Below are 25,645 nucleotides of genomic sequence, written 5' to 3'. Positions count from 1 at the left end.
AGGCAATGAATAAATTTTCAATTTGCACTCTATTCAAAAAACAGCCAGCCCAAACCAAAATTTGTAGATATATATGGAGGAAAATACTACTGTAGATATTAGTGCGGTAAACGAAAAAATAGCTCAAGAAAGCGCGTTCATCGATTTGCTGGTATTAGAAATGAACAAAGTCATCGTTGGTCAAAAACACATGGTCGAAAGATTATTGATCGGACTTTTAGGGCAAGGGCATATTTTATTGGAAGGTGTACCCGGACTAGCAAAAACACTGGCCATCAACACTTTGTCGAAAGCCGTCAAAGGTAGTTTTAGCCGTATACAGTTTACGCCTGACCTTTTGCCGGCAGATGTTGTAGGTACATTGATCTACAACATGAAAGAGAATGACTTTTCAATAAAGAAGGGTCCGATTTTCGCTAATTTCGTTCTTGCCGATGAGATTAACCGTGCGCCGGCCAAGGTACAGTCCGCTCTTTTAGAAGCCATGCAAGAAAAGCAGGTAACCATTGGAGACGAGACTTTTATTCTTGACAAGCCCTTTTTGGTTATGGCTACCCAAAACCCAGTTGAGCAAGAGGGTACCTACCCTTTACCGGAAGCTCAGGTCGACCGTTTTATGCTTAAGACTGTCATCGACTACCCTAAAATGAAGGAAGAGCAGTTGATCATGCGCCAAAATCTATTAGGGGCGTACGAAACCGTTAAGCCGGTAGTGACATTAGATCAGATTTTGAGCGCTCAAAAAGCTGTAAGAGAGGTCTATATGGATGAAAAAATCGAGAAGTATATACTCGATCTGATTTTCGCCACTCGATACCCGGAAAAATATAATCTTGAAAGCTTAAAACCGTTGATCAGTTTTGGTGCCTCGCCGAGGGGAAGTATCAATCTAGGCAATGCATCTAAGTGTTATGCTTTTATAAAGCGAAGAGGCTACGTAGTTCCTGAAGATGTTCGTGCCGTGGTACATGATGTACTCCGCCACAGAATAGGAATCACTTATGAAGCCGAAGCGGAGAATATTACTTCAGAAGAAATCATCAATAGAATCGTCAACGAGATCGAAGTGCCTTAATCGGGGCCTATTTGACAATAAATATTACTTGCCCAGCATTTTGACCAATCTATGCTGAAACCTGATTGTTAAGTGCATTTTACTGAATCATGAATACCAAAGAACTACTAAAGAAGGTACGTAAGATCGAAATTAAGACCCGGCGTCTTTCCGATCATATTTTTGGAGGGGAATATCACTCCACTTTCAAAGGTCGTGGTATGACATTTAGTGAGGTAAGGCAATATCAATTCGGCGATGATGTTAGAAATATCGATTGGAACGTAACCGCCCGTTACAACGAGCCTTATATAAAGGTGTTCGAAGAAGAACGAGAATTGACCATGATGCTCATGGTCGATGTCAGTGGTTCTGAAATGTTCGGTACCACCAACCAATTCAAGAAAGAGATTATCACCGAAATATCGGCCACTTTGGCTTTTTCTGCTTTGCAGAACAATGATAAAGCCGGGCTTATTCTCTTCTCTGACGAGGTGGAGCTTTACATTCCCCCTAAAAAAGGAAAGAGCCATGTACTTAGAATTATTAGGGAACTGCTTGAATTCAGGCCTAAAAGCGACCGAACCGATTTAGCAGAAGCTTTAAAATTCTTGAGTAGTGTAATGAAAAAGCGGGCTATCGTTTTCGTCTTATCAGATTTTATAGCGGATGATTACGAAAAAACCTTGAAAATTTCGGGTAACAAGCACGACCTTACGGGTATCAGGGTGTTCGATCAGAGAGAAGAGGTAATTCCGAATTTGGGTATGGTGCAAATGCAAGATGCCGAAACCGGTAAAATAAAATTGGTGAACACGCAATCAAAGAGTGTTCGCAAGGGGTACGCCGACTATTACCATCAGCGGGTAGATTACTTTATGAATACATTCAAAAAATCTGGATGTGGAGTTATTACTTGCCGTGTTGATGAGAGTTACGTTAAAAAATTATTGGGCTATTTCAAGCGCAGAGGTTAATGAAAATATTTAATTTGAAAATACAGTTCTCCCAAATAGCTTTTTCTTGGCGAAAATGCCTCGTGCTCTGTGCTTTCTTATGGTTTTCAATAGGGCATTCTCAAACAGAACCAAAAATAAACTCCGTTGTAGATACCACATCAATTAAAATTGGTGAACAGATAAATTTTACGGTCACCGTAGAAACCGATACACTGGCACAGGTTATTTTTCCTGATGGGCAGACCTTTTCTCCCCTAGAAACCGTTGAAGCTTTTGAAACCGATACTACCCGCAAGGCAGACCGAATGACCCTGCAAAAAATATATGCGCTGACCCAATTCGATTCAGGTTCTTACAAATTGCCTGCCCAACGTATAGAAGTAAACGGAAAAGGCTATTTTACAGACTCTACGCAGGTAAATGTTGCCGATGTTGCCGTTGACACCCTGGCGCAGAAGATGTATGACATCAAACCGCTCAGAGAAGTAGAAAAAAGCCATTCTAAATTTTGGAAATGGCTGCTCGGCATCTTATTGGCTATCGCCCTGATCGGTGGATTGGCTTACTGGTTCTTCATTAGAAAAAAACCGCTCACGGAAGAAGAAAAAGTAGCGTTGCTTCCACCATACGACAGGGCATTATTAGAACTAAAGAATCTTGAAAACTCTAAGTATCTTATTCAAGATGAATACAAAGAATACTATTCAGAACTCACCAATATTGTTCGTTCATATCTTGAGGAAGACGTTCATGTAACCGCCTTAGAGAGTACGACCGACGAACTTATCGCTAAACTAGAAATGCTTCGTGATGCTGGTGAACTTAAAATTGACGACGATACATTGCAACAGTTCAAGCGCATATTGCAAACGGCCGATTTGGTAAAATTTGCCAAATCAAAGCCCGAAACATCCGTTGCGAAAAATGACAGAAAGGCGATAGAGGAAATTGTTATCAAAACCCATGAAGCCTTACCAGAACCTACGGAGGAAGAGCTTATGGAACAAGCCGAGTTTCAGGAAGAATTGGCGCGCAAAAAGCAAAAGAAAAAATGGGTCATGGCCGGTGTTGCCGCATTGGCCTTAATTGTCATATCAATTGCATCATCGATTGCCTATTATGGCTTTGATTATGTGAAAGACACGGCATTAGGTCATCCTACGAAAAAATTATTGGAAGGCGAATGGGTAGCGAGTACGTATGGGTATCCGCCAATTAATTTAGAAACGCCTGAGGTTCTTAAACGTCAAGATGTAAAACTTACCCCAGAGATGAAGGGCAATATACAAGACCTTCAAATTTTTATGTATAGAGATTCCGATGCCTTATTCACTGTCGGTACCACCTCGACAACACTGACTCAAGAAGCAGAACCCGATTTTGAACAGTCTATTGAAATGTTCATCAAGAACCTTGAAGAAAAGGGCGCAAAGAACATTATCACAAAACAAGAAGAATTCACTACCGTAAGCGGTGTAAAGGGAATTAAAGTGTATGGTAGTGGACAATTCGCCGTACCCGAATCCGATGATCTTGTACGCGGAAAGTATAGCGTAATACTTTTCGGGGGCAAAGGTTTTCAGCAACAAGTGATCTTGACCTGGTTAGATGATGATCAGTATGCCGAAGAGATTGTCGAAAGAATTCAAAGAACCCTTGAAGTAAAAACAGACGTATAGAATGTTAGAGAATGTATCATTTGCAAATCCTGAGTTCTTTTGGTTGCTGTTATTGCTTCCATTGGCCGTGCTGTGGTATTTCTACAAAAGGCGTGAACAGTCTGCATCATTAAAAATACCAACTGTAAAAGGGTTTGAAAAACAAGGCATCCTTCCGAAATTAAAACCATTGCTGTTTATCATGCGATTATTGGCACTGGCAGCAATTATTACGGCATTGGCACGACCTCAAACAGAAGATATTTCTACCCGTACGAAGACCACGAAAGGTATCGATATTGTTATGGCCATTGATGTGTCTTCAAGTATGTTGACCCGTGACTTAAAGCCAAATCGACTTGCCGCCCTTAAAGAAGTTGCCGCTAAATTCATAAAAGAAAGACCTAACGACCGTATTGGGCTGGTGGCTTACGCTGGTGAAGGTTTTACAAAAACCCCCATTACAAGCGACAAATCGATTGTGTTAAGCTCACTGCGCGACATTACCTACGGTCAATTGAATGACGGTACCGCAATAGGCATGGGCCTGGCCACTTCGGTAAATCGACTAAAAGAAAGCAAGGCTTCAAGTAAGGTGATTATATTGCTTACCGACGGAGTAAACAACTCCGGTTTCATTGAGCCGCAGACGGCCGCAGACTTGGCCATTGAATTTGGAATCAAGACCTATACCATCGGTCTGGGCACCAATGGAAATGCCCTATCGCCCATTGGCTTTAATGCGAACGGCTCTTATCGCTATGGAATGCGTCAGGTTGAAATCGACGAAGAGTTGTTGAAAGATATTGCCAAGGTTACCGGAGGAAAATATTTTCGGGCTACGGATAATGAAAAGCTAGAAACTATTTACGAGGAAATCAACAAACTTGAAAAAACTGAAGTAGAAGAGTTTAAATATTACAAATACGAAGAAAAATTCAGGTCTTGGGTGTTTTTGGCAGGAGCTTTGCTATTGCTAGAATGGTTATTGAGAAACACGATATTCAGAAGTTTTATTTAATTGCCCCAAGACAAAGTAGAAAACGACAATGATACAGTTCGACGAAAAAATATATTTCTATTTTCTGGCGATTATTCCGGTAATCGTTGTGCTGTTCATATTTCTTCAAATCTGGAAAAAAAGAACTCAGCGTAAATTTGCTGACCTATCGCTGTTCAAAAGAATCACTCCCAATCGATCAAGATATAAATCAACATTGAAGTTGTTATTTTTTCTCTTAGGAATTGCATTTTTGACCATTGGGCTTGTGAACCCCAAAATAGGCACCAAACTTGAAACTGTGAAGCGTGAAGGGGTAGATATCGTATTTGCGGTAGATGTATCTAAAAGTATGTTGGCCGAAGATATTGCACCCAACCGTTTGGAAAAATCGAAAAGGTTGGTCTCTGAAATAATCAATCAATTGGCCAGTGACCGAATCGGAATTATCGCGTATGCCGGTCAAGCATTTCCGCAGTTGCCCATCACTACTGATTATGGCGCCGCAAAAATGTTCTTGCAAAGTATGAACACCGATATGTTGACCTCTCAGGGTACCGCCATTAATGAGGCCATTGAGTTGGCCACGACCTACTATAATGATACGGAACAAACAAATCGGGTACTTTTTATTATTTCCGATGGAGAAGACCATTCAGAAGGCACTACACTAGACGCCGTTGAAAAGGCGGTAGAAGAAGGTATTCGTATTTTTACCATTGGAGTAGGTAAGCCAAAGGGTGCACCAATTCCAATCAAACGCAACGGTGTAGTGGAGAGCCTTAAAAAAGACGCGCAAGGCGAAGTGGTCATTACAAGACTGAACGAAGAGGTTCTTATTGACATAGCTGATGAAGGCAATGGAGAGTATATAGATGGTTCGAATACCGAAGGTGCTGTTGAAATTATAAAGGAACAACTGTTGCAAATGGACAAAAAGGAATTTGAAGCCAAGCAGTTTGCCGAATTTAAAGATCAATTTCAATGGTTTTTGGGCATAGGTCTATTATTTCTATTTTTAGACCTATTCGTTCTGGACAAAAAGACCAAATGGTTGAAGAAATTAAATCTGTTTAACGAGAAGATTGAAGAATAAATGAAAAATCTAGTTTTAATACTGTTTTTTATGACTTCTCTTTCTTTTGCTCAAGAGGAAGAGAAAGAAAAACTTGAAGCCCTTTCAGAGTCTAAGAATCTGACGTGGGAGGCCAATAAGCAGCTTTCAGAAGAGAATTTTATTGAAGCAGAGGTCGATTACCGAAAGGCGATTGCCAAAAGCGATGAAAACTCTGCTGCGCCTTATAATCTTGGCAACGCCTATTACTATAAAGAAACGTATAGCGAAGCCTTCGGCAGGTTCAAACAAGCCGGTGTATTGGCAAATAACAAGAACGATAAACATAGCGCATATCACAACATGGGCAATGTCTTCATGAAGCGCAAAGAATATGAAAAAGCTGTTGAAGCCTATAAAGAAGCATTGCGCAATGACCCAAAAGACGATGAAACCCGCTATAATTTAGCATTGGCCAAAGAAATGCTCAAAAAAGAACAAGAGCAAAACGACCAGAATCAAGACGACAAAGATCAAAACGATAAACAAGACGAAAAAGACAAGAACGAAGACAAAAAGGAAGGGGATAACGAAGAGGACAATAAAGACCAAGATAAAGAAGACGAGGGTGATGAAGGTGAAGATGGCGACAAGAACGAAGAGCAAAAAGATGAAAATAAAGAGGGTGATGGAGATGGGAAAAAAGAGCAAGAGAAGAAACCTGAACAAGGTGATCAACAAGAACAGGAACAGCCACAGCAACCTCGACCTAACCAATTGAGCAAGCAGCAAATTCAGAATCTACTCGAGGCCATGCAGAACGAAGAGAAAAAGGTTCAGGAAAAAATCGATGCCCAAAAAGTCAAAGGTGTAAAGGTTAAAAATGAAAAAGATTGGTAATGTCAATACCCTTTAAAAACATTCTTGTTTTTTTATCGATCGCATTCGTGGTATTTGGCTATGCCCAAAACGGGGAAAATGCTATTACTTTTGAAATGAAGCTCAGTAAAGACAAATTGGGCATCAACGAACGTATACGGGTAGATTTCACCATGAACAAAGACGGTGATAATTTCAACCCACCTGATTTTACTGGCTTTCGAGTGCTTATGGGGCCTTCTCAATCAATCAGCTCATCGTGGATCAATGGGGTTCGCAGTTATTCAAAGACCTATTCCTATACCTTGGTGCCAACGGCAAGAGGGCAATTTACGATTCAGCAAGCGACCATTGTAATCGATGGTGAAACCTATAAATCTTTACCTAGAAAAGTTGAGGTTACCGCAGCTGTAGATAAACCTAGCGACCAGATGACTGTTGATGATGTAGCCGATGAGAGCTTACATCTCGTGGCAGAAGTTTCTAAAACGAGTCCGTACTTGAATGAGGCGATTAGTGTAGTCTATAAATTATATGTAGCCCCATCGATCAGCGTGTCAAATTATCAACCGTTAGACAACCCTAAATACAACAACTTTTGGAGTCAAGATATTCCAGTGCGACGTCTATCGGCAGAAAACGGTACTTATAAGGGCAAACCTTATCGATACGTGATTTTAAAACGAGTGGTATTATATCCTCAGAAATCGGGCAAGTTAGAAATAGAACCTTTATCGTTAGATGTGACGGTTGATGTGCCTACGGCAAAGCGAGACTTTTTTGGTGGCCGAATCTATTCGCAGACCAACAAAACAGTTTCAGCGGGAAGACGCACCATTAATGTAAAGGCCCTTCCCGAGAAAAATAAACCTGTTGACTTCAGTGGTGCCGTAGGTAATTTTAACTTTTCGGTGACCACCAGCAAAACAGCACTTAACGCATCAGAATCTTTACAGGCCAAAGTAGAAGTCAGTGGAAAAGGTAATTTAAAACTCTTTCAGTTACCAGAGCCAAATCTTCCGGGCTCGTTAGAAGTTTACGACCCTGAATTTGATGAGAACGTTCGTACCACACTAGCGGGTTCTCAGGGGAAGGTGAGCAATAACTATACGATTGTACCTTCGTTTAAGGGTAAATATCCGATACCAAGCATTGCCTTTTCATATTTCGACCCGAGCTCCGAATCTTACAAAACATTAAATTCAGATGAGATTGTCATTAATGTGAAAGAAGGCCCGGTTAATTCATCCGTTGGAAACCTTCCAAACAATTCGACAGGCAATAAACAGGCAGTTGCTACGGGCAATCAATTTAATTTCATTAAACTTCAGCCCAACTTGAGTACCATTGGCACGAATTATTTCTTTGGCACTACACGTTTCTATCTCTTTCTCTTGCTACCGCTGCTACTAATTCCTGCAGCAATAGCGTTCGGAAAGAAAAGAGATGCCATCGCGAGTGATGTGGTGGGCAATAGAATACGCCGTGCCAATAAATTGGCCAGAAAGTTTTTATCAAAGGCCCAAAAAGAGTTAGGCAATAAAGAAGCATTTTATATTGCATTGGAAAAAGCATTGCACAATTACCTGAAAGCAAAATTGAAAATTGAGACCTCGGAGTTCAGTAAAGATAAAATCGCCTCTCTGCTCAACGAAAAGGATGTTGATGAGAATACCAATACCGGATTTATAGCCCTCTTACAGAATTGTGAAATGGCACGTTATAGTCCGTTTTCAGAGGTACAAATGCAACAAGATTATGATAAGGCCAGTGAAGTGATTTCACAATTGGATAAACAGTTGTAAGATGGTTAACGAAAGGTATAATTTGAACTTTAGCCCAGTGAAGACATTGTTCTACATAGCACTTTTTTTCTTTGGAGTAACTGCTTCGGCACAGAACGAAGCGTTGTTCAACAAAGCCACCGAAGCCTATAATGTCGGGGAATACCAAAATGCAATTAATGGGTATTTAGAAATATTGGACAATGGTGAACATTCGGCAGAACTCTACTATAATTTGGGCAATGCGTATTATAAGTTAAATCAGATAGCCCCCAGCATCTATTATTACGAAAAGGCCTTGTTATTAAAGCCTAACGATGCAGAAGTCGAAAACAATTTGGCCTATGCCAGAAACATGACCTTAGATGCCATTGATACCATACCCGAAACCGGACTATCAAAAATCTATGATAACATTGTAGGCTTTCTATCTTTTGACCAATGGAGTTACGCAGCCGTTTTTTTCATGATTCTCTTCGTATTATTATATATCGCTTTTTATTACTTCAGGTATTCTTCTAGAAAGCGTTTGGCCTTTGTAACCAGTATTGTAGCGCTATTAATTTCGGTCACTTCAGTAGTTTTTGCCTTCTTACAGTACAATTTATATAAAGCAGACCAGCCAGCGATCGTTTTTGCTAGCGAGAGTAGTGTAAAGTCTGAACCCAATCTCAGAAGCCAAGAGGCCTTCGCACTTCATGAAGGTACTAAAGTTAATATACTGGAGGAGCTCAACGAATGGAAAAAAATTCGAATTGCCGACGGTACAACAGGTTGGATTCCGTCAGAAGATATCAAAACCCTAAAAGATTTTTAAAATTTTCTTAACAAAGAAAAAAAAATATGCCCTTATATTTGCAATTCATTTTTCAATATGAAGCGTATTGCCCAGGTTTTTTTGTTAATCCTATGGCTTTTTGCCATCGCGGCTCCTAGCCTTATAACGCTATGCGATATTGAGAACCCTATTGTGGTCACTAATTTGAACGAAGAAGAGCATCAAGAGACCAGTAAAAAGCCACAAGCGGAAGAGAAATTTGTCAACGAACACAATTGGGATTATTCCCTTATAAAAAACATCAAAGAGTCTGAAATGAACGATTTTCATTTGCTGGGCACCTTTGATTACATTCTTGAAATAGTTCCACCTCCTCCGGAACGCTCTTGTTAGTCTTATTTACATCAATTTTATTCCATTAATTGACTAACCGTCTTCTTTAGAAATTATTAAAAAGAAGGCATAACATTTCGAGTTCTATGTTCAAGCATATTAAAAGCGACCTTCCCGCAAGTGTCGTAGTATTTTTTGTAGCCTTACCCCTCTGTTTAGGTATCGCTTTGGCCAGTGGTGCCCCCTTATTTTCTGGATTGATTGCCGGTATCGTCGGTGGTATTGTAGTAGGGGGCCTAAGTGGCTCTAAAATAGGAGTAAGTGGACCCGCAGCAGGTCTAGCCGCTATTGTATTAGTGGCAATAACCTCTTTAGGCGGTTACGAGAATTTTTTGGTAGCCGTAGTAATTGGTGGTGTTATACAAATTTTATTCGGTGTACTTAAGGCAGGAGTAATAGGCTACTATTTTCCTTCATCTGTAATTAAAGGAATGCTTACAGGTATCGGTATTATCATCGTTTTAAAGCAGATTCCCCATTTCTTTGGTTACGACCCCGATCCAGAAGGTGATTGGGCCTTTCTTCAAGTAGATGGTGAGAATACATTTTCTGAAATACTGAATACAGTCAACAATATAAGCCCTGGTGCTACCTTGATTGCAATTATCGGTCTAGGTATACTTATACTTTGGAATACCGTACTAAGTAAAAAGGGCAAAATTTTTCAATTGGTTCAAGGGCCCGTTGTTGCAGTTGTCGTTGGTATTTTATTCTATATTTTGACCAAAGACCACGAAACTTTGGCCATTTCCAAAGAACACTTGGTAAGTGTGCCCGTACCAGATGATTTAGATTCTTTTTTAGCGCAGTTTAGTTTTCCGAATTTTGGAGCCATCGGCAACCCAGACGTATGGATTACTGCGTTTACCATTGCTTTAGTTGCAAGTTTAGAAACTTTGCTATGTGTAGAGGCTACAGATAAACTAGACCCTCATAAAAATGTGACACCAACGAATAGAGAGTTATTGGCACAAGGTACCGGAAACATTCTTTCAGGTATGATCGGTGGTTTACCCATAACTCAGGTAATCGTTCGAAGTTCCGCGAACATTCAGTCTGGTGGTAGAACCAAATTGTCTGCAATCATTCATGGTTTTTTCTTGTTGATTTCGGTAATACTTATTCCCAACCTACTAAATATGATTCCGTTATCGGTTTTAGCGGCCATATTATTTATTGTAGGGTACAAGCTAGCGAAACCGGCATTGTTCAAGGTCATGTACAAATTAGGTTGGAAACAATTTGTGCCTTTTATCGTCACAATTCTTGGTATTGTTTTTATCGACTTGCTTTGGGGTATAGGCCTTGGTCTAGCGGTTGGTATAGTGGTCATCTTGTTAAAAAGCTACCAAAACTCGCATTTCTTGCATATTGAAGATATTAGCAACGGTAAGCATAGAATAAAAATGACATTGGCCGAAGAGGTTACTTTCTTCAATAAAGGAGCGATTCTAAAAGAATTAGACAGTCTTCCGAGAGACTCTTATTTAGAAATCAACCTCTTGAAAACGAGATACCTCGATAATGATATTATTGAAATTTTAGACGATTTTGCACACAAGGCAAAAGAACGCAATATAGACATTCGTTTAGTATCGAAACGCGGTGAAATAGAGAACCCCTCCAGCTTTATGGAGTTCTTTCAAAACCGGCCTAAATCTAAATTAAGTCTAAGCTGATCATTATGGAAAACAAGAAATACAAAATAGTTCTGCTTTCCGATTTGACAGATTCTATCTATAATACATTGAGAAGCACTTCGAATCTGGCTAAGATGATTAATGGCGAGATTGAAGTATTCAATGTTCGAAAACCTTCAGATGTCGTAAAAAAAGAAAACCAGTTATCAGCAATGCGAACCATCAATTCAGAGCATTCGGTAACCGATAAAAAACTGAAGGATATTATACAGCCCTTGGCGGAAGAACTCGGTTTAAACATTAACTACTCGTTCGTATTCGGTAACGTAAAAAACGAAATCGATAGTTTTCTCAAACTGAAACAACCGGATATTGTGGTTATAGGTAAGAAAAAGTTGCACTCAATACATTTTTTGGGTGATAACATTACTGATTTCGTGCTTAAAAAGCATTCAGGTGTAGTAATGATTGCCCCCGATAGAGAAACTTTAGCATTAAATACTAATTTTTCTATGGGAACGATAAATGGCTGGAAATCAACATCTGATTTTGAAATTCTCGATCATCTATTGAAAAATACGCAAAAACCCTTAAAATCATTCAGAATCAATAGAAAGGGTGATGTACAAGCGTCTTCGGATATCTCTGGTAGAAAAATGGTAGAATACGTATTTGAACATAATGACAATTCTATTCAAAGTCTTCCGAAATACCTGACAAGAAGTAAAATTGATATGCTTCTTGTAAATAGACAGCAAAATAAATTGAATAGTAAAAGCCAATCGATTTCTTCTGATTTAAAAAAGGTCATGAGCAAAATAGATGTAACACTTTTGGTCGGAGCTACAGGATTAGCTTAAAATTATTTATATTAATTTAAAAGAAATAAAATTTATGAAAGCATATACTAAAGAAACTCAAGCAGCCATTTCTCCTGATAAAGCCGTTGAACTTCTTAAAGAAGGAAATAAGAGGTTTACTAACAATCAAAAAGCTGAAAGAAACCTTTTAGAGCAAGTTGATGACACTAAAGGTGGTCAATATCCATTTGCAACCATTTTAAGCTGTATTGATTCAAGGGTTTCAGCAGAATTGGTATTCGATCAAGGCGTGGGCGATATATTTAGCGCAAGGGTTGCTGGAAATTTCGTCAACGAGGATATTTTGGGCAGCATGGAGTTCGCCTGCAAATTGGCCGGCACCAAGGTAGTAGTCGTATTAGGGCATACCGCTTGCGGAGCGGTAAAAGGTGCATGTGACCATGCCCGTTTGGGCAATTTAACTGCATTGATCAAGAAGATCGAGCCAGCTGTAGAGGCCGTAAAAGAACCTATTGAGGCAGATAAAAGAAATTCAAAAAATATTGATTTCGTCAATGAAGTGTCGAAGAAAAATGTAGAAATGACTATTGAAAATATCAGAAGTCAGAGTGAAGTATTAAAAGAAATGGAAGACAATGGTGAAATCAAAATTATTGGAGCCATGTACGATATTAATGACGGTACCGTAGCCTTTTACGAGTAATTAAATTTTTAAATAATCTATTTTGAAAACCAACGCCTTCGCGTTGGTTTTTTGTTTGCTAATAATTAACCAACTCACTATAAAACAGATATTTATATATACAAAACTCTCTAATTTATAATTGCTAGAATTATTAAAAAATCAGAATTCTACTCAATTGACAAATAAATCGGATTTTTTAAAAATATCATTAATCTAAAGGCTGTAATCTAGCTATATTAGTTTAAAATCCATATCTTATACTAACTTATCCCAACTACTAAATCTCCCATGAAAAATTTATTCTCAAACCTTCGAGGTGACCTATTTGGCGGCATCACTGCGGGTATCGTCGCCCTACCTCTGGCATTAGCTTTCGGTGTGAGTTCAGGCATGGGGCCCAGTGCCGGACTGTACGGTGCAATTTTTATAAGCTTTTTTGCTGCCCTCTTCGGTGGTACCAACACTCAAATTTCCGGGCCGACAGCTCCGATGACAGCTGTAAGCATGGTAGTTATTGCTGGTATTATTGCCTTGAATGACGGAAGTCTGGAAAAGGCTCTTCCTGCTATTCTTATCGTATTTCTTTTAGCCGGTCTCATGCAAATTGGTCTTGGCCTTTTAGGCATCGGCAAATACATTCGTTATATTCCTTACCCTGTTGTTTCCGGTTTCATGACTGCAATAGGTGTTATTATTTTGGTAACACAGATTTTACCGGCAATAGGTTATTATCCTAAAGAGGATGCCGAATTTGTAAATCAATTCAAGCCATTGGCGGAAGAAATTATATTGGACAATATTCTTAAAGAGGAAGCAGGCGAAGGTATTCTAGTGCTTGAAGATTTTGAGGAAACCATAAAAAGAGCGGGCAAAATTACCGAGGCCGACATGCTAAAGGAAGCCCAGACCTTAGCTAAAAGCGAGGCTTCTGGCGTGCTTGGCGCTATAAAAGTTTTTCCTCGGGCATTGCAGAATATCAATTGGCTAGAATTGATTCTAGCACTATCGACAATTGTCATCATTTACGGCTTTAAACGTATAACTACCACTATACCGAGTGCTCTTGTTGCCCTTGTCGTGGTTTCGGCAGTCGCTTACGGTTTTGGCCTGGATTATCGGCCAATTGAACAAATACCCAGTGGTTTTCCGACTCCAAACTTAGGTATATTCACTGATTTTGAACTTGATTCTGTGACCCCCTATGTTTTTACCGCTTTGACTTTAGCACTATTGGGTGCTATTGATTCACTATTGACGTCAGTAGTAGCAGATAACATGACCAAAACCAAACATCAGCCCAACAAAGAATTAGTGGGTCAAGGTATCGGTAATAGTATAGCAGCTGTTTTTGGTGGAATTCCAGGTGCCGGTGCTACAATCAGAACCGTTGTAAATATCAATGCCGGAGGTAAAACAAAGCTTTCAGGTATGATTGCGGGGGTGCTTCTTTTAATTATTCTCTTGGCACTTGGGCCAGTTGCATCGCAAATTCCAGCAGCCGTTCTTGCCGGAATTTTGGTCACAGTAGGTATCGGTGTAATGGACTATAAAGGTTTAAAAGCTATACCTAGCCTACCTAAAGACATGAGCTTAGGGCCGATAAAATTTAGTTCTGAAGTGGTAATAATGCTCGTCGTTCTGGTGCTATCTTCTATATGGAATTTGGTCTACGCAGTTGGTGTTGGTCTTGTAATTGCATCTCTTATGTTCATGAAAAAAATGGGCGATTTAACGGCAGAACGCTCTGATGTGACTCCCTTAGATGAAAAAGATTGGGTCGATGAAATAAATTTTCCGCAAAGTTTGAAAGAAGAAGTTTTCATCAAACATCTCAAAGGGCCACTATTCTTTGGGTCGACAAGTGAATTTCAGCAACTGGCAAATCAAATACCCAGAACTGCATCGACAGTAATCATACTCATGGGACGCATGCAATATATGGATCAATCAGGGCTGTACACGCTCGAAGATGTGTTAATAGATTTGAAGAAATCTAATATCAATGTGCTTTTCGTTGAAGTGCTTCAACAACCCCGATACATGATGGAGCGCGTTAACGTTATACCTAAGCTGATTCCTGAGGAACATATTTTCAATGATTTCGAAAGTTGCCTAGTTTGGATAAAAGACAATGTAAAAGACAAACATACCGCCAACGAGAACAATCAAATAATCGAATAACTAGTTTTTCATTTACAAAAATTATGTAAAAGGCCTTGATATTTATATCGGGGCCTTTTGCTTTGAAATGTTGTCACCAAACAAAATCTATGTTCACTAAAATGTCTTAAATTTGCGCCATTAGCCACGACCATGATCGATACATTAAAAGAGCATATTGCAGCGGTTGAAAAATTTACTGCTGACAACAAAGAAGCTGTAGAGACTTTCCGAATCAAATATTTAGGTAAAAAAGGGCTGTTGAACGATTTCTTTGCGGAGTTCAAGAACGTACCCAACGACCAGAAAAAAGAATTCGGGCAAACCATAAACCAATTAAAAACTGCCGCCACCGAAAAAGTAAACAATCTTAAATCAGCATTGGAAAATGCTACTGATGAGAAAGGGGTTTACGGCGATCTTACCCGCCCGGGCGAAGCATTGGAGTTGGGAGCTCGGCACCCCATTTCTATTGTTAAAAATCAGATTATCGAGATATTTTCGAGAATTGGTTTCAACGTATCCGAAGGTCCGGAAATTGAAGATGATTGGCACAACTTTACGGCTTTGAACCTTCCGGAGTATCACCCTGCCCGAGATATGCAAGATACTTTCTTTATTCAAACAGACCCTGATATTTTGTTGCGAACACATACTTCATCGGTTCAGGTTAGGTATATGGAAAACAATCAACCACCGATCCGAACCATATCACCAGGTCGTGTTTATAGAAATGAAGCAATTTCGGCACGTTCACATTGCTTTTTTCACCAGGTGGAAGGTCTATATATAGATACCGATGTTTCATTTGCCGATTTAAAGCAAACACTTCAGTTCTTTACTCAAGAGCTTTTCGGAAAATCAAAAATTCGTCTTCGCCCGTCATACTTCCCGTTTACCGAGCCTAGTGCAGAAGTGGATGTTTATTGGGGGCTTGAAACAGAAACGGACTATAAGATGACCAAAGGTACTGGTTGGTTAGAAATTATGGGCTGTGGTATGGTAGACCCTAATGTTTTGGATAATTGCGGTATCGACTCAAAAAAATATTCCGGGTTCGCTTTCGGCATGGGCATAGACCGAATTGCTCTTCTGCTTCATCAAATATCTGACATACGGTTGTTGAGCGAGAATGACATTCGCTTTTTAGAACAGTTTAAGAGCGCGCTCTAAATTTCGCTCAAGATGAAAAAAGACATCGAAATACCTATTGCCAAAGACGTACATGTGGTCATAGCCCATGAATGGAACGAAGAATTTTTATCTAAAGATTGGAACGCCTACATCATAAATAATAGGCCTGATCCTATCGAAATGGTAATTGTAGTCACCAAAGGTTTCGATGATGAACGCAAGACATCTACCATGAGACATGGTCTCGGTACGATAGCTGCAAAAGGGTTTTCTAAAATTGAAGTACTGCAAGAAGAAATATTGGCTTTAGACAATGAATTTTTCGTTACTTTCTTTGCAGAAGACAAACTTTTCGAAAAACGATTTCTCTTTCCTAAATACACCATTGCCGAAAAAGGCTTAGAACCTCTGCCTATTTTAGATAAACAAGGTATTCTACCCCAAGAATAACTACACTTTATCGGCACTTTTCCCTATTTAACAAAATTTTAGTTCTTGTTAGTTCGGTAAAAACCGAACTAACCGTACTTTTGCACTTCGAATTTTACTATTATGTCTAGAGAAGAAGTCAAAAAACAATTAATTGAAGACCTAGGGGTACATTTTGAAAATATGTATCAAATACCTCCTTTGGCCGCACGCTTGTACGCCAGTCTAGTATTGACCGAACAAGATGGCCTCACCTTTGAAGATTGCCAGCACCGCCGTGGAGCCAGTAAAAGCTCTACTTCCAGCGCCTTAAACCTACTATTAAAAATGGAAACTATCTCTTACTTTACTAAGCCTGGCGACCGTAAACGCTATTTTAAAGTATCAGAAAGTGGCACTTTCTTTTTAAACAAACTGCAAGAGCGTTTAAAACTTTTCAAGGATGAGAAAGTCATCATTAATAAAATATCAGGTTATCATCAATCATACAATCCCGAGAAATTCAAAAAAAACAAACCTAAAACTGATATATACCTCCATTTTGTAAACGAAAGCGAGCATTTGCTCAACAAAAGCATCGATAAATTAAAATCACTAAACGATAAATAAACGAAGAACAGCGAATATCATGAATGTAAAAACCATATACATAGTACTAGCCGGCCTTGTGCTTTTTGTTAGTTGCAAAGAAACCCAACAAAGTGCGCCGCAACAGCAAAGCGCCCCTTCACTAAAGGTAGTGCAACTTAAAAAACAAGATGTAACCACATACGACCTATACTCAACTTCCATACAAGGAAAACAGAATGTTGAGATCAGGCCTAAAGTCTCTGGCTTTATTCAAGAAATATATGTCGAAGAGGGCCAAAAAGTTAAAAAAGGCCAACTACTTTTTAAACTGGAGACAGAGTCTTTAACCCAAGATGCCAACGCGGCACAAGCTTCGGTAAACGCTGCACAAGTTGAAGTTGATAAGTTGAAGCCTTTGGTCGACAAAAATATCATCAGTAGTGTTCAATTGGAAACTGCCAAAGCTCAGCTCGAACAAGCTAAAAGCGCTTATCAGAGTATCTCTGCCAACATAGGCTATAGTCGTGTAACGAGCCCGGTAGACGGGTATATTGGCGAAATACCTTTTAAAGTGGGAACATTAGTTAGCAACACCACAACCACACCATTAACTACAGTATCCGATATTAGTGAAGTACGTGCTTACTTTTCTTTAAATGAAAAAGAACTACTTGAAATTAAACAACGTGTCGCCAAAGAAGGTAGAACCATAGACATAAAAAAAGCTCCTGAGGTTGAGCTCGTAATGGTCAATGGAGAAACCTATGCACATAAAGGTAAAATTGCCATGGTGAACAATATTATCAACAGTTCAACGGGTAGTGTAACCCTCCGCGCAGATTTCAAGAACCCAAACCTCATTTTAAGTTCTGGTAGTACGGGAGAAATCAAGATTCCGACAGTAATGAACGAAGTTTTCACTGTTCCTATGACGGCAACGGTAGATCTTCAAGGAAACAAAATGGTCTATATCGTTTCTCCGGATAATACTATCACCAGTCAAACCATAACCATCGCAGGTCAGACCAAAGACAAGTATATTGTTAAAGAAGGTTTGGAAGAAGGTTCAAAATTGGTTGTTGAAGGTGTATCTAAACTTAAGAGCGGGCAAACCATCAGTCCTGTAGAAAACTAATAGAAAGAAAAGCACAAACTTATGTTTCAAAAATTTATAGATAGACCGGTACTTTCTACCGTAATATCAGTTATAATCGTAATTCTGGGGGTTTTAGGCCTTACAACCTTACCCGTAGAACAATACCCAGAAATTGCACCGCCTACCGTACAGGTGTCAGCTACCTATACTGGGGCAAACGCAACCACCGTATTGAACAGTGTGGTTGTACCATTAGAAGAACAAATTAATGGTGTAGAGGGAATGACGTATATGACCTCAACAGCCAGTAATGACGGTACCGCAAGTATAAGTGTTTTCTTTGAATTGGGTACAGACCCTGATATTGCCGCTGTAAATGTTCAGAACCGTGTTTCTAGAGCTAACAGTGTATTGCCGCAGTCTGTAATTAGTACCGGCGTTACTACTCAAAAGTCTCAAAATAGTTCGTTGATGATATTTTCCATCTTTTCGGAAAACGAGAACTATGATGCCACTTTTGTAGAGAACTATGCCAAAATTAACCTAGTACCAAAACTTAAAAGAATTTACGGAGTTGGTAATGTAAATGTTTTTGGCTCTAAGGATTACTCTATGCGTATATGGATCGATCCTGATAAAATGGCCGCTTTTAATGTAGTTCCATCCGATATTCAAGCAGCCCTAACAGAACAAAATACGGAAGCTGCCACAGGTAAAATTGGTGAAAATGCAGATGGGGTTTATGAATATGTATTAAAGTATAGTGGTCGATTAGATGATATTTCAGAATACGAGAATATTATTCTTAAAACTACCGAAGATGGAGGTTTCTTAAGGCTAAAAGACGTTGCTACTATAGAAATGGGCGCCTTTAATTATGCCCGTAAAAATTACGGTATGGGTAACCCTGGGGTTGCCGTAGGGGTTTACCAAACATCGGGCTCTAACGCCAATCAAATTATTGAGGAGATAGAAACTATTTTAGAAGAGAGCAAAGCTGAATTTCCTGAAGGTTTAGACTATGTAGTTCCTTTTAACACCAAAGATTTCTTAGATGCATCTATAGACCATGTAGTACAGACCTTAATCGAGGCCTTTATATTGGTATTTATTGTAGTATTCCTGTTCTTGCAAGATTTTAGGTCTACTTTAATTCCTGCCATAGCGGTACCTGTAGCTATTGTAGGTACATTTTTCTTCCTGCAAATCTTTGGGTACTCTATAAACATGCTCACCCTTTTTGCTATGATTCTCGCCATTGGTATTGTGGTGGATGATGCGATTGTGGTGGTAGAAGCGGTACATGCAAAACTAGAAGACGGTGCAACCTCGGCCAAATCGGCAACTAAATCTGCCATGAGCGAAATATCTGGTGCCATTATCTCTATTACCTTGGTAATGTCTGCGGTATTTATTCCAGTTTCTTTTATCGAAGGTTCATCAGGTGTATTTTACCAGCAATTTGGTATCACCTTAGCTGTAGCCATCTTAATTTCAGCAGTAAATGCCTTAACATTAAGTCCGGCATTGGCGGCCTTGTTCTTAAAACCTCACACCGAGGAGCACGGTAAAAAACAAAATATAAAAGATCGGTTTTTTAAAGGCTTTAACCGTGGTTTTAATGCGGTTACCGATAAATATATGGGTGCGGTACAAACCTTGATCAAAAGAAAGTGGTTGGGTATAGGACTCTTGGTTATATTCTCTGGTTTGGCAGTTTACTTATTTCAATCTACACCATCTGGTTTTGTACCTAATGAGGATAGAGGTATCATTTTTGCCAATGTGAGTATGCCCCCTGGTACTACTTTAGAGCAAACAGAGAAGACCTTGATGAAACTGGATTCTATTTATGAATCAATGGATATTATAGATAACCGATTAACGGTTTCAGGTTTTAGTTTATTGAACCGAGTTAGTGCCGGATCTTACGGCTTCTCTGTAATGAAACTACAAGATTGGAGCGAACGTAAAGAAGATTCTCAATCTGTTGAAGCTACATTAAAAAAGCTTTACGGAGTATCCGCAGCGTTCAAAGATGCACAAATCATCTACTTTACGCCACCAAGTATTCAGGGGTTCGGTACATCATCAGGGTTTGAAGTTCAGTTACAGAGTAAAGATGGAGCCGATTATGCAGCCATTGATGAAGTTAAAAACCAGTTTTTGGGTGCACTTAACCAACGCCCAGAAATTCAATATGCCATATCGCAATTTAATCCTAATTATCCGCAATATGAGTTAGACGTAGATGTTGAAAAAATAAAGATGGCCGGTTTCTCGACCACTAATATTTTCAATGCTTTACAGGGGTATTACGGTGGAATCTACTCTACCGATTTTAATAAGTTCGGTAAGCAATATCGGGTCATGATACAAGCAAAACCAGAAGATAGAGCTGATGAAAATTCACTTAACAAAATTTATGTTAGAAATACAGAAGGTGAATCAGTTGCCGTAAGTCAGTTTGTAGGTCTAGATAAAATTTACGGTCCTGAGTCGGTTGAACGTTTTAACCTGCTAAGCTCTGTTAAAGTAACTGGTGCACCTAATACCGGTTTTAGTACGGGTGATGCCTTAACGGCTATTGAAGAGGTTGCCGCAGAAGTGCTTCCAAACAGTTATACCTATGAGTATTCTGGCTTAACACGAGAAGAAAGTGCCTCTGGTAGTACGACCATTATCATTTTTATATTGAGTTTGGTCTTTGTGTATTTCTTATTGAGTGCACAGTACGAAAGTTACATTTTACCTTTCGCCATTCTACTTTCATTGCCATTTGGTCTTGCCGGTGCCATACTGTTCATTAATCTTGGCGGCTTGGAAAATAACATCTATTTCCAGATTGCACTGATTATGCTTATTGGTCTATTGGCTAAAAATGCCATTCTGATTGTGGAATTTGCCTTACAGCGCAGACAGTCTGGCATGGGTCTTTGGGATGCTGCAATTGAAGGTGCCAAAGCCAGGTTTAGACCTATTATTATGACTTCACTTGCCTTTATATTTGGATTATTGCCACTGGCGTTATCATCAGGAGTTGGTGCAATTGGCAACCAATCTATAGGCATGAGTGCCGTGGGCGGTATGTTAATAGGAACCATATTAGGTGTATTCATTATTCCTGTTCTGTTCGTGATATTCCAGTCTTTACAAGAACGATTTTCTGGAGTTCCGAACAATGCCAGTGAAGAAGATAAAGTCTTAAATGCTTAAGAATTACAAAATGAAAAAACAGAATAACATCAAATATTTAGTCGTTTTGGTATTGCCGCTCTTGCTACAATCTTGTTTTGTAGCCAAGAACTACGAGCGACCAGAATTAGAGACCGAAAATCTTTACCGAACAGACCAACTGCCACAGGATAGTATTTCTATGGCAGAGGTTTCTTGGAGAGAAATTTTTAAAGACCCTCAACTTCAAAATTATATTGAGAAAGGGTTGAGCAATAACCTAGATATTAGAATTGCGATACAAAATGTCGCTAGCGCGGAAGCTTATTTAAAGCAAGGGAAAGCAGGCTATTACCCCACACTGACCGGAACAGCAAGTGTTACCCGCACCAAAAACTCCGAGAACAGCCAGTTCGGCAGTATTTTTAGTGAAGCGATAGAGCAATACCAATTATCTGGTAATCTTTCTTGGGAGGCTGATATTTGGGGAAAAATACGAAGCACTAAAAGAGCATCAAATGCCAGCTATTTGCAAAGTATAGCCGCTCACCAAGCAGTAAAAACCCAATTGGTAGCAAGTATTGCCGATACCTATTATCAACTATTGGCATTAGACCGACAACAAAAAGTTACCAAAGAAACTTTAGAGGCTAGAAAAAGTAGTTTAGAAACTACGAAAGCTTTAAAAGAAGCTGGTCAGGTTACTGAAGCTGGAGTTAAGCAAACCGAAGCCCAAGTGCATACCACAGAAATTATACTTATAGATTTAGAGAACAGCATTAAACTCTTAGAAAATAGCTTCTGTTTGTTATTAGGGGAACCTTCACATACTATAGAACGTGGTCAACTGAACGGGCAAGAAATCAACACAGAACTTAATACGGGCGTTTCTTCTTTGCTACTTGCCAATAGACCAGATGTAATACAGGCAGAGTATGCCTTGGTAAACGCTTTTGAGCTCACAAATGTTGCCAAAAGCAGCTTGTACCCTAGCTTAACGCTAACCGCTACTGGTGGCTTACAAAGTTTAGAACTTGATAATTGGTTAGACGCCTCCTCTTTATTCTCCACCTTGGTAGGATCATTGACCCAACCTATTTTTAACGGCCGAAAATTAAGAACTCAACTTGAGGCTGCTCGTGCACAACAAGAGCAGGCATTGCTAAGCTATAAAAAGAGTTTACTGGTAGCGGGCCAAGAAGTTTCAAACGCTCTTTATAATTATGAGGCTGAGACCAAAAAATTAGACGCCAGAAAAAAGGAGTTAGATTCTTATTCACTCGCCGAAGATTATTCAGAAGAACTACTGAACAATGGTCTTGTTAACTATTTAGAGGTGCTCACAGCACGCCAAAATGCATTGAACTCAGAACTGAACCTTATTGATTCAAAATATGGGCAATTAAGTTCTACTGTTGAATTATATAGAGCATTAGGTGGCGGGTGGCAATAAGAGTTATACCCGGTTATGTTAAATAAAAATACATTTCTAGAACAAGCATTAACCCTCTTTACCCAATATGGTTGTAAGAGGGTCAGCATGAACGATATTGCCCATGCATTAGGTGTTTCTAAAAAGACTCTTTATATACATTTTAAGCATAAAGACGAACTTTTTCTAGAATGTGTTTCTTTATTGTTACGGCGCTCTCATACGAAAATGAGTCGTTTATTTTATCATGCCAAGCCTTTGGTCGACCCTATTAAAAGTATAATTCATATTTACCGAATAGCCCTAAAAGAACTCAGAAACTTGAGTCCGACCTTTATTTATAGTCTTAAAAAATACTATCAAGATGCTTATAAATTATATGAAGATTTTCGCCAAAAAATAGTGTGGACATACATTCTAAACTTACTTGAACAGGCTAAGAATAGGGGCCAAGTACGTGAAAATATTAATCTGAAGCTGATTTGTGAACTTTTTCTATTGCGAATTGACGATATCATCTTGCCCCATAGTGATTTCTTCAATAGCTATACTACCGAAGAATTGCTTGAGCATTTGATTATCGTACCCCTACAGGGCATCAAAAGGTAATGAACAAAAAATATTTGTTTACCATTTTCTAAAAGGGTTTTTACCCAGCTGTGAATTGTAGTATTTAATATCGCCCGTAACTTCCTCCCCCAACCAATCGGGTTTTTGAAATCTTTCTTTTTCTGCGGACAGCTCTATTTCGGCAATAATCAACCCCTCATTATCACCATAAAATTCATCTACCTCAAAAATATGATTACCCACGGGTACCAAATATCTGGTTTTGTCAATAATTCCTTTTTCACAAAGAATTATAAGCTGCTCAGCCTCTTTAACCGTTATTGTATGTTCCCATTCAAAGCGTGTGGTGCCTGCTTCATTTGATTTTCCCTTAACGGTCAAGAATCCGGAATCACCTTTAATTCTTACGCGTACCGTACGTTCTGGATCGGTATTTAAAAAACCCTGTACAATACGCTCTTTTGAGGAAGCAACCGTCTTATAATCTATGGATTTTACCAAAAATTTTCTTTCTATTTCTATCACTTGCCCGCTAGTTCTTTGATTTTATCCGATTCTATTCTATTAGTTTCATAAGTGTTATTGGCTAACCACAACATACATTCTGCAATAGTGCCGGGTTCTATAGAACGGTATTTTTCTAGACCTCCCACTAAAACCAAATTGGCCAATTTCATCACCTGTTTAAAAATTAATTCGCCCAATCTCTTTTCTTTTCGTTTCCCTCCAATGAGCGATGGTTGTAAAATATAAGTATTTTCAATTCTCTGTTCTAAAACGGCATCCTCCATTTGCCCTTTCATCCTATTATAAAAAATCTTGCTTTGGGCATTGGCTCCCAAGGCTGAAATCACCACAAAGGTTGAGATTTTATTTTCTTTACATAATCGAGCCGCCGTCACGGGAATTCCGTAATCTATTTTTTCATAAACCTCCTTATTTGGGGTTTTAGACTTGGTAGTGCCTATGCAGCAAAACACTTCATCAGCCTTAAGTTCATTCTTAAAACTTGACAAATTCAATAAATCGCCCAAATGTTCCTCTAGTTTTGGGTGTTCAAAACCTACGGAAGAACGGGAAAATAATTTCACCTTACTATACCTATCGTCACTCAATAAAAGTTCGAGAAGTTTTCCCCCTGTGAGCCCAGTGGCACCAAGAATAATCGCTGTCTTTTCTGTTTCCTTCATCCAACTAAATATAACTTAATTTTGTAGCATGCCAAACGATTTTCCGTTACGTAAGATTATTCATGTAGATATGGATGCCTTTTATGCATCGGTAGAACAACTTGACGATCCTGAACTGCGCGGAAAGCCTATCGCCGTTGGCGGAAGTTCTAAACGTGGTGTGGTAGCCGCAGCCAGCTATGAAGCCAGAAAGTATGGTGTTAAAAGCGCTATGAGCAGTGTATTGGCCAAACGCAATTGCCCCGAACTCATTTTTGTAAAGCCCCGATTCGAGCGTTATAAAGAAATTTCAAAACAGATACGTACTATCTTTTATGATTATACCGACCTGGTCGAACCTTTATCATTAGATGAGGCGTACTTAGATGTTACGATCAATAAAAAGGGAAACCCTTCGGCGACCCTGATAGCGAAAGAAATACGTCAACGCATTTTTGATAGTACCGGTTTAAATGCCTCCGCAGGTATTTCAATCAACAAATTTATCGCCAAAGTTGCCAGTGATATCAACAAACCCAATGGTCAGAAAACCGTTAATCCGGAAGAGGTTTTAGACTTTCTTGAAAAATTGGAAATTAGAAAGTTTTACGGTGTTGGTAAGGTTACGGCAGAGAAAATGTACCGTCTTGGTATTTTTACCGGCCAAGACCTCAAAACCAAATCAATTGAATTTTTAGAAGAGCAATTCGGTAAAAGCGGTAATTACTATTATCAAGTCGTAAGGGGTATACATACCAGTGCGGTAAAACCGCACCGTATACCCAAGTCAGTAGGCGCAGAGCGAACCTTCAATGAGAACCTCAGCAGCGAAATTTTTATGCTGCAACGACTTGAGCATATTGCCGAAGAACTGGAGCGCCGTTTAAAAAAATCAAAGATTGCAGGCAAAACGATTACACTTAAAATAAAATATAGCGACTTTACCCTGAATACCCGAAGCAAGACCATCTCTTACTTTATCTCCGATAAGAGCTTGATACTTGAAACCGCCAAAGTATTATTATATCAAGAAGAACTTCAAAATTCTGTTCGTCTGTTGGGTATCTCCCTTTCGAATTTGAATACGGAAAAGAAATCAACGGTCGAAAAAGAATCGGTCTCGGTTCAATTAAAGTTTGAGTTATAAAACTGTAATTAAGTATATAATTTCAAATTTTAATGCTTTTTGAATCGCTTACATAATTT

Annotated in this window: 23 protein-coding genes; 21 read left to right on the top strand and 2 right to left on the bottom strand. The window is 39.2% G+C overall.

Annotated elements, in window-relative coordinates; all coding sequences use genetic code 11:
• Positions 1-73: 73 nt before the first annotated feature.
• From IV512_RS05805 to IV512_RS05710, 20 genes are all read left to right on the top strand, one after another.
• Positions 74-1,075, top strand: a complete 1,002-nt coding sequence (locus IV512_RS05805; RefSeq protein ID WP_209401518.1) for a MoxR family ATPase — start codon at positions 74-76, stop codon at positions 1,073-1,075.
• A gap of 89 nt (positions 1,076-1,164) precedes the next feature.
• The gene (locus IV512_RS05800) at positions 1,165-2,031 is read left to right on the top strand and encodes a DUF58 domain-containing protein (RefSeq protein ID WP_209401517.1); all 867 of its coding nucleotides are present in this window, start codon (positions 1,165-1,167) and stop codon (positions 2,029-2,031) included.
• Positions 2,031-3,692, top strand: coding sequence for a BatD family protein (locus tag IV512_RS05795; protein ID WP_245224684.1), 1,662 nt, complete (start codon positions 2,031-2,033; stop codon positions 3,690-3,692). The genes IV512_RS05800 and IV512_RS05795 overlap by 1 nt, the downstream gene beginning before the upstream one ends.
• 1 nt (position 3,693) lies before the next feature.
• Positions 3,694-4,692: a VWA domain-containing protein gene (locus IV512_RS05790; RefSeq protein WP_209401516.1), complete on the top strand. Its 999-nt coding sequence runs from the start codon at positions 3,694-3,696 to the stop codon at positions 4,690-4,692.
• A gap of 28 nt (positions 4,693-4,720) precedes the next feature.
• Positions 4,721-5,767: a VWA domain-containing protein gene (locus IV512_RS05785; protein ID WP_209401515.1), complete on the top strand. Its 1,047-nt coding sequence runs from the start codon at positions 4,721-4,723 to the stop codon at positions 5,765-5,767.
• Positions 5,768-6,625 carry a tetratricopeptide repeat protein gene (locus tag IV512_RS05780; RefSeq protein ID WP_209401513.1) on the top strand — a complete coding sequence of 286 codons (858 nt, stop codon included), beginning with the start codon at positions 5,768-5,770 and terminating at the stop codon, positions 6,623-6,625. It abuts the gene before it with no gap.
• Positions 6,625-8,409, top strand: coding sequence for a BatD family protein (locus IV512_RS05775; protein WP_209401511.1), 1,785 nt, complete (start codon positions 6,625-6,627; stop codon positions 8,407-8,409). The genes IV512_RS05780 and IV512_RS05775 overlap by 1 nt, the downstream gene beginning before the upstream one ends.
• Before the next feature lies 1 nt (position 8,410).
• Positions 8,411-9,205 (top strand): SH3 domain-containing protein, encoded by a 795-nt coding sequence (locus IV512_RS05770; RefSeq protein WP_209401509.1) that lies wholly within the window; start codon positions 8,411-8,413, stop codon positions 9,203-9,205.
• 57 nt (positions 9,206-9,262) lie between these two features.
• Positions 9,263-9,559 (top strand): hypothetical protein, encoded by a 297-nt coding sequence (locus IV512_RS05765; RefSeq protein WP_209401507.1) that lies wholly within the window; start codon positions 9,263-9,265, stop codon positions 9,557-9,559.
• 86 nt (positions 9,560-9,645) lie between these two features.
• Positions 9,646-11,238, top strand: coding sequence for a SulP family inorganic anion transporter (locus tag IV512_RS05760; RefSeq protein ID WP_209401505.1), 1,593 nt, complete (start codon positions 9,646-9,648; stop codon positions 11,236-11,238).
• A gap of 5 nt (positions 11,239-11,243) precedes the next feature.
• On the top strand, positions 11,244-12,059 hold the full coding sequence (locus IV512_RS05755; protein WP_209401503.1) for a universal stress protein: 816 nt from the start codon (positions 11,244-11,246) through the stop codon (positions 12,057-12,059).
• A 10-nt stretch (positions 12,060-12,069) separates the two neighbouring features.
• Positions 12,070-12,723 carry a carbonic anhydrase family protein gene (locus tag IV512_RS05750; RefSeq protein ID WP_371743269.1) on the top strand — a complete coding sequence of 218 codons (654 nt, stop codon included), beginning with the start codon at positions 12,070-12,072 and terminating at the stop codon, positions 12,721-12,723.
• 270 nt (positions 12,724-12,993) lie between these two features.
• On the top strand, positions 12,994-14,886 hold the full coding sequence (locus tag IV512_RS05745) for a SulP family inorganic anion transporter (RefSeq protein ID WP_209401499.1): 1,893 nt from the start codon (positions 12,994-12,996) through the stop codon (positions 14,884-14,886).
• Between the two features lie 132 nt (positions 14,887-15,018).
• Positions 15,019-16,038 carry a phenylalanine--tRNA ligase subunit alpha gene (gene pheS / locus IV512_RS05740; protein WP_209401498.1) on the top strand — a complete coding sequence of 340 codons (1,020 nt, stop codon included), beginning with the start codon at positions 15,019-15,021 and terminating at the stop codon, positions 16,036-16,038.
• Between the two features lie 12 nt (positions 16,039-16,050).
• Positions 16,051-16,449 (top strand): hypothetical protein, encoded by a 399-nt coding sequence (locus IV512_RS05735; protein ID WP_209401497.1) that lies wholly within the window; start codon positions 16,051-16,053, stop codon positions 16,447-16,449.
• A 102-nt stretch (positions 16,450-16,551) separates the two neighbouring features.
• Positions 16,552-17,037 (top strand): GbsR/MarR family transcriptional regulator, encoded by a 486-nt coding sequence (locus IV512_RS05730; RefSeq protein ID WP_209401496.1) that lies wholly within the window; start codon positions 16,552-16,554, stop codon positions 17,035-17,037.
• A gap of 19 nt (positions 17,038-17,056) precedes the next feature.
• Positions 17,057-18,133 carry an efflux RND transporter periplasmic adaptor subunit gene (locus IV512_RS05725; RefSeq protein ID WP_209401495.1) on the top strand — a complete coding sequence of 359 codons (1,077 nt, stop codon included), beginning with the start codon at positions 17,057-17,059 and terminating at the stop codon, positions 18,131-18,133.
• A gap of 21 nt (positions 18,134-18,154) precedes the next feature.
• Positions 18,155-21,310 (top strand): efflux RND transporter permease subunit, encoded by a 3,156-nt coding sequence (locus IV512_RS05720; RefSeq protein ID WP_209401494.1) that lies wholly within the window; start codon positions 18,155-18,157, stop codon positions 21,308-21,310.
• Positions 21,311-21,320: 10 nt separating this feature from the next.
• Positions 21,321-22,721: an efflux transporter outer membrane subunit gene (locus IV512_RS05715; RefSeq protein ID WP_209401493.1), complete on the top strand. Its 1,401-nt coding sequence runs from the start codon at positions 21,321-21,323 to the stop codon at positions 22,719-22,721.
• A 15-nt stretch (positions 22,722-22,736) separates the two neighbouring features.
• Complete coding sequence (locus tag IV512_RS05710; protein ID WP_209401491.1) at positions 22,737-23,309, top strand: TetR/AcrR family transcriptional regulator; 573 nt, start codon at positions 22,737-22,739, stop codon at positions 23,307-23,309.
• A gap of 18 nt (positions 23,310-23,327) precedes the next feature.
• Here IV512_RS05710 and IV512_RS05705 read toward each other — a convergent pair whose 3' ends face one another.
• Positions 23,328-23,795, bottom strand: coding sequence for a CYTH domain-containing protein (locus tag IV512_RS05705; RefSeq protein WP_209401489.1), 468 nt, complete (start codon positions 23,793-23,795; stop codon positions 23,328-23,330).
• Positions 23,792-24,460 carry an NAD(P)H-binding protein gene (locus tag IV512_RS05700; RefSeq protein WP_209401487.1) on the bottom strand — a complete coding sequence of 223 codons (669 nt, stop codon included), beginning with the start codon at positions 24,458-24,460 and terminating at the stop codon, positions 23,792-23,794. Before IV512_RS05700 ends, IV512_RS05705 begins: the two co-directional genes overlap by 4 nt.
• Positions 24,461-24,488: 28 nt before the next feature.
• Between IV512_RS05700 and dinB the strand changes: the two genes are divergently transcribed.
• Positions 24,489-25,586: a DNA polymerase IV gene (gene dinB, locus IV512_RS05695; protein ID WP_209401485.1), complete on the top strand. Its 1,098-nt coding sequence runs from the start codon at positions 24,489-24,491 to the stop codon at positions 25,584-25,586.
• Positions 25,587-25,645 lie beyond the last annotated feature (59 nt).

It is taken from the genome of Pseudozobellia sp. WGM2 (assembly GCF_017810075.1).
In the GTDB taxonomy this organism is placed as follows: domain Bacteria; phylum Bacteroidota; class Bacteroidia; order Flavobacteriales; family Flavobacteriaceae; genus JADNYK01.
Note: the sequence above shows the minus strand (reverse complement) of the source record. Positions and strands in the feature narration are given on the sequence as shown.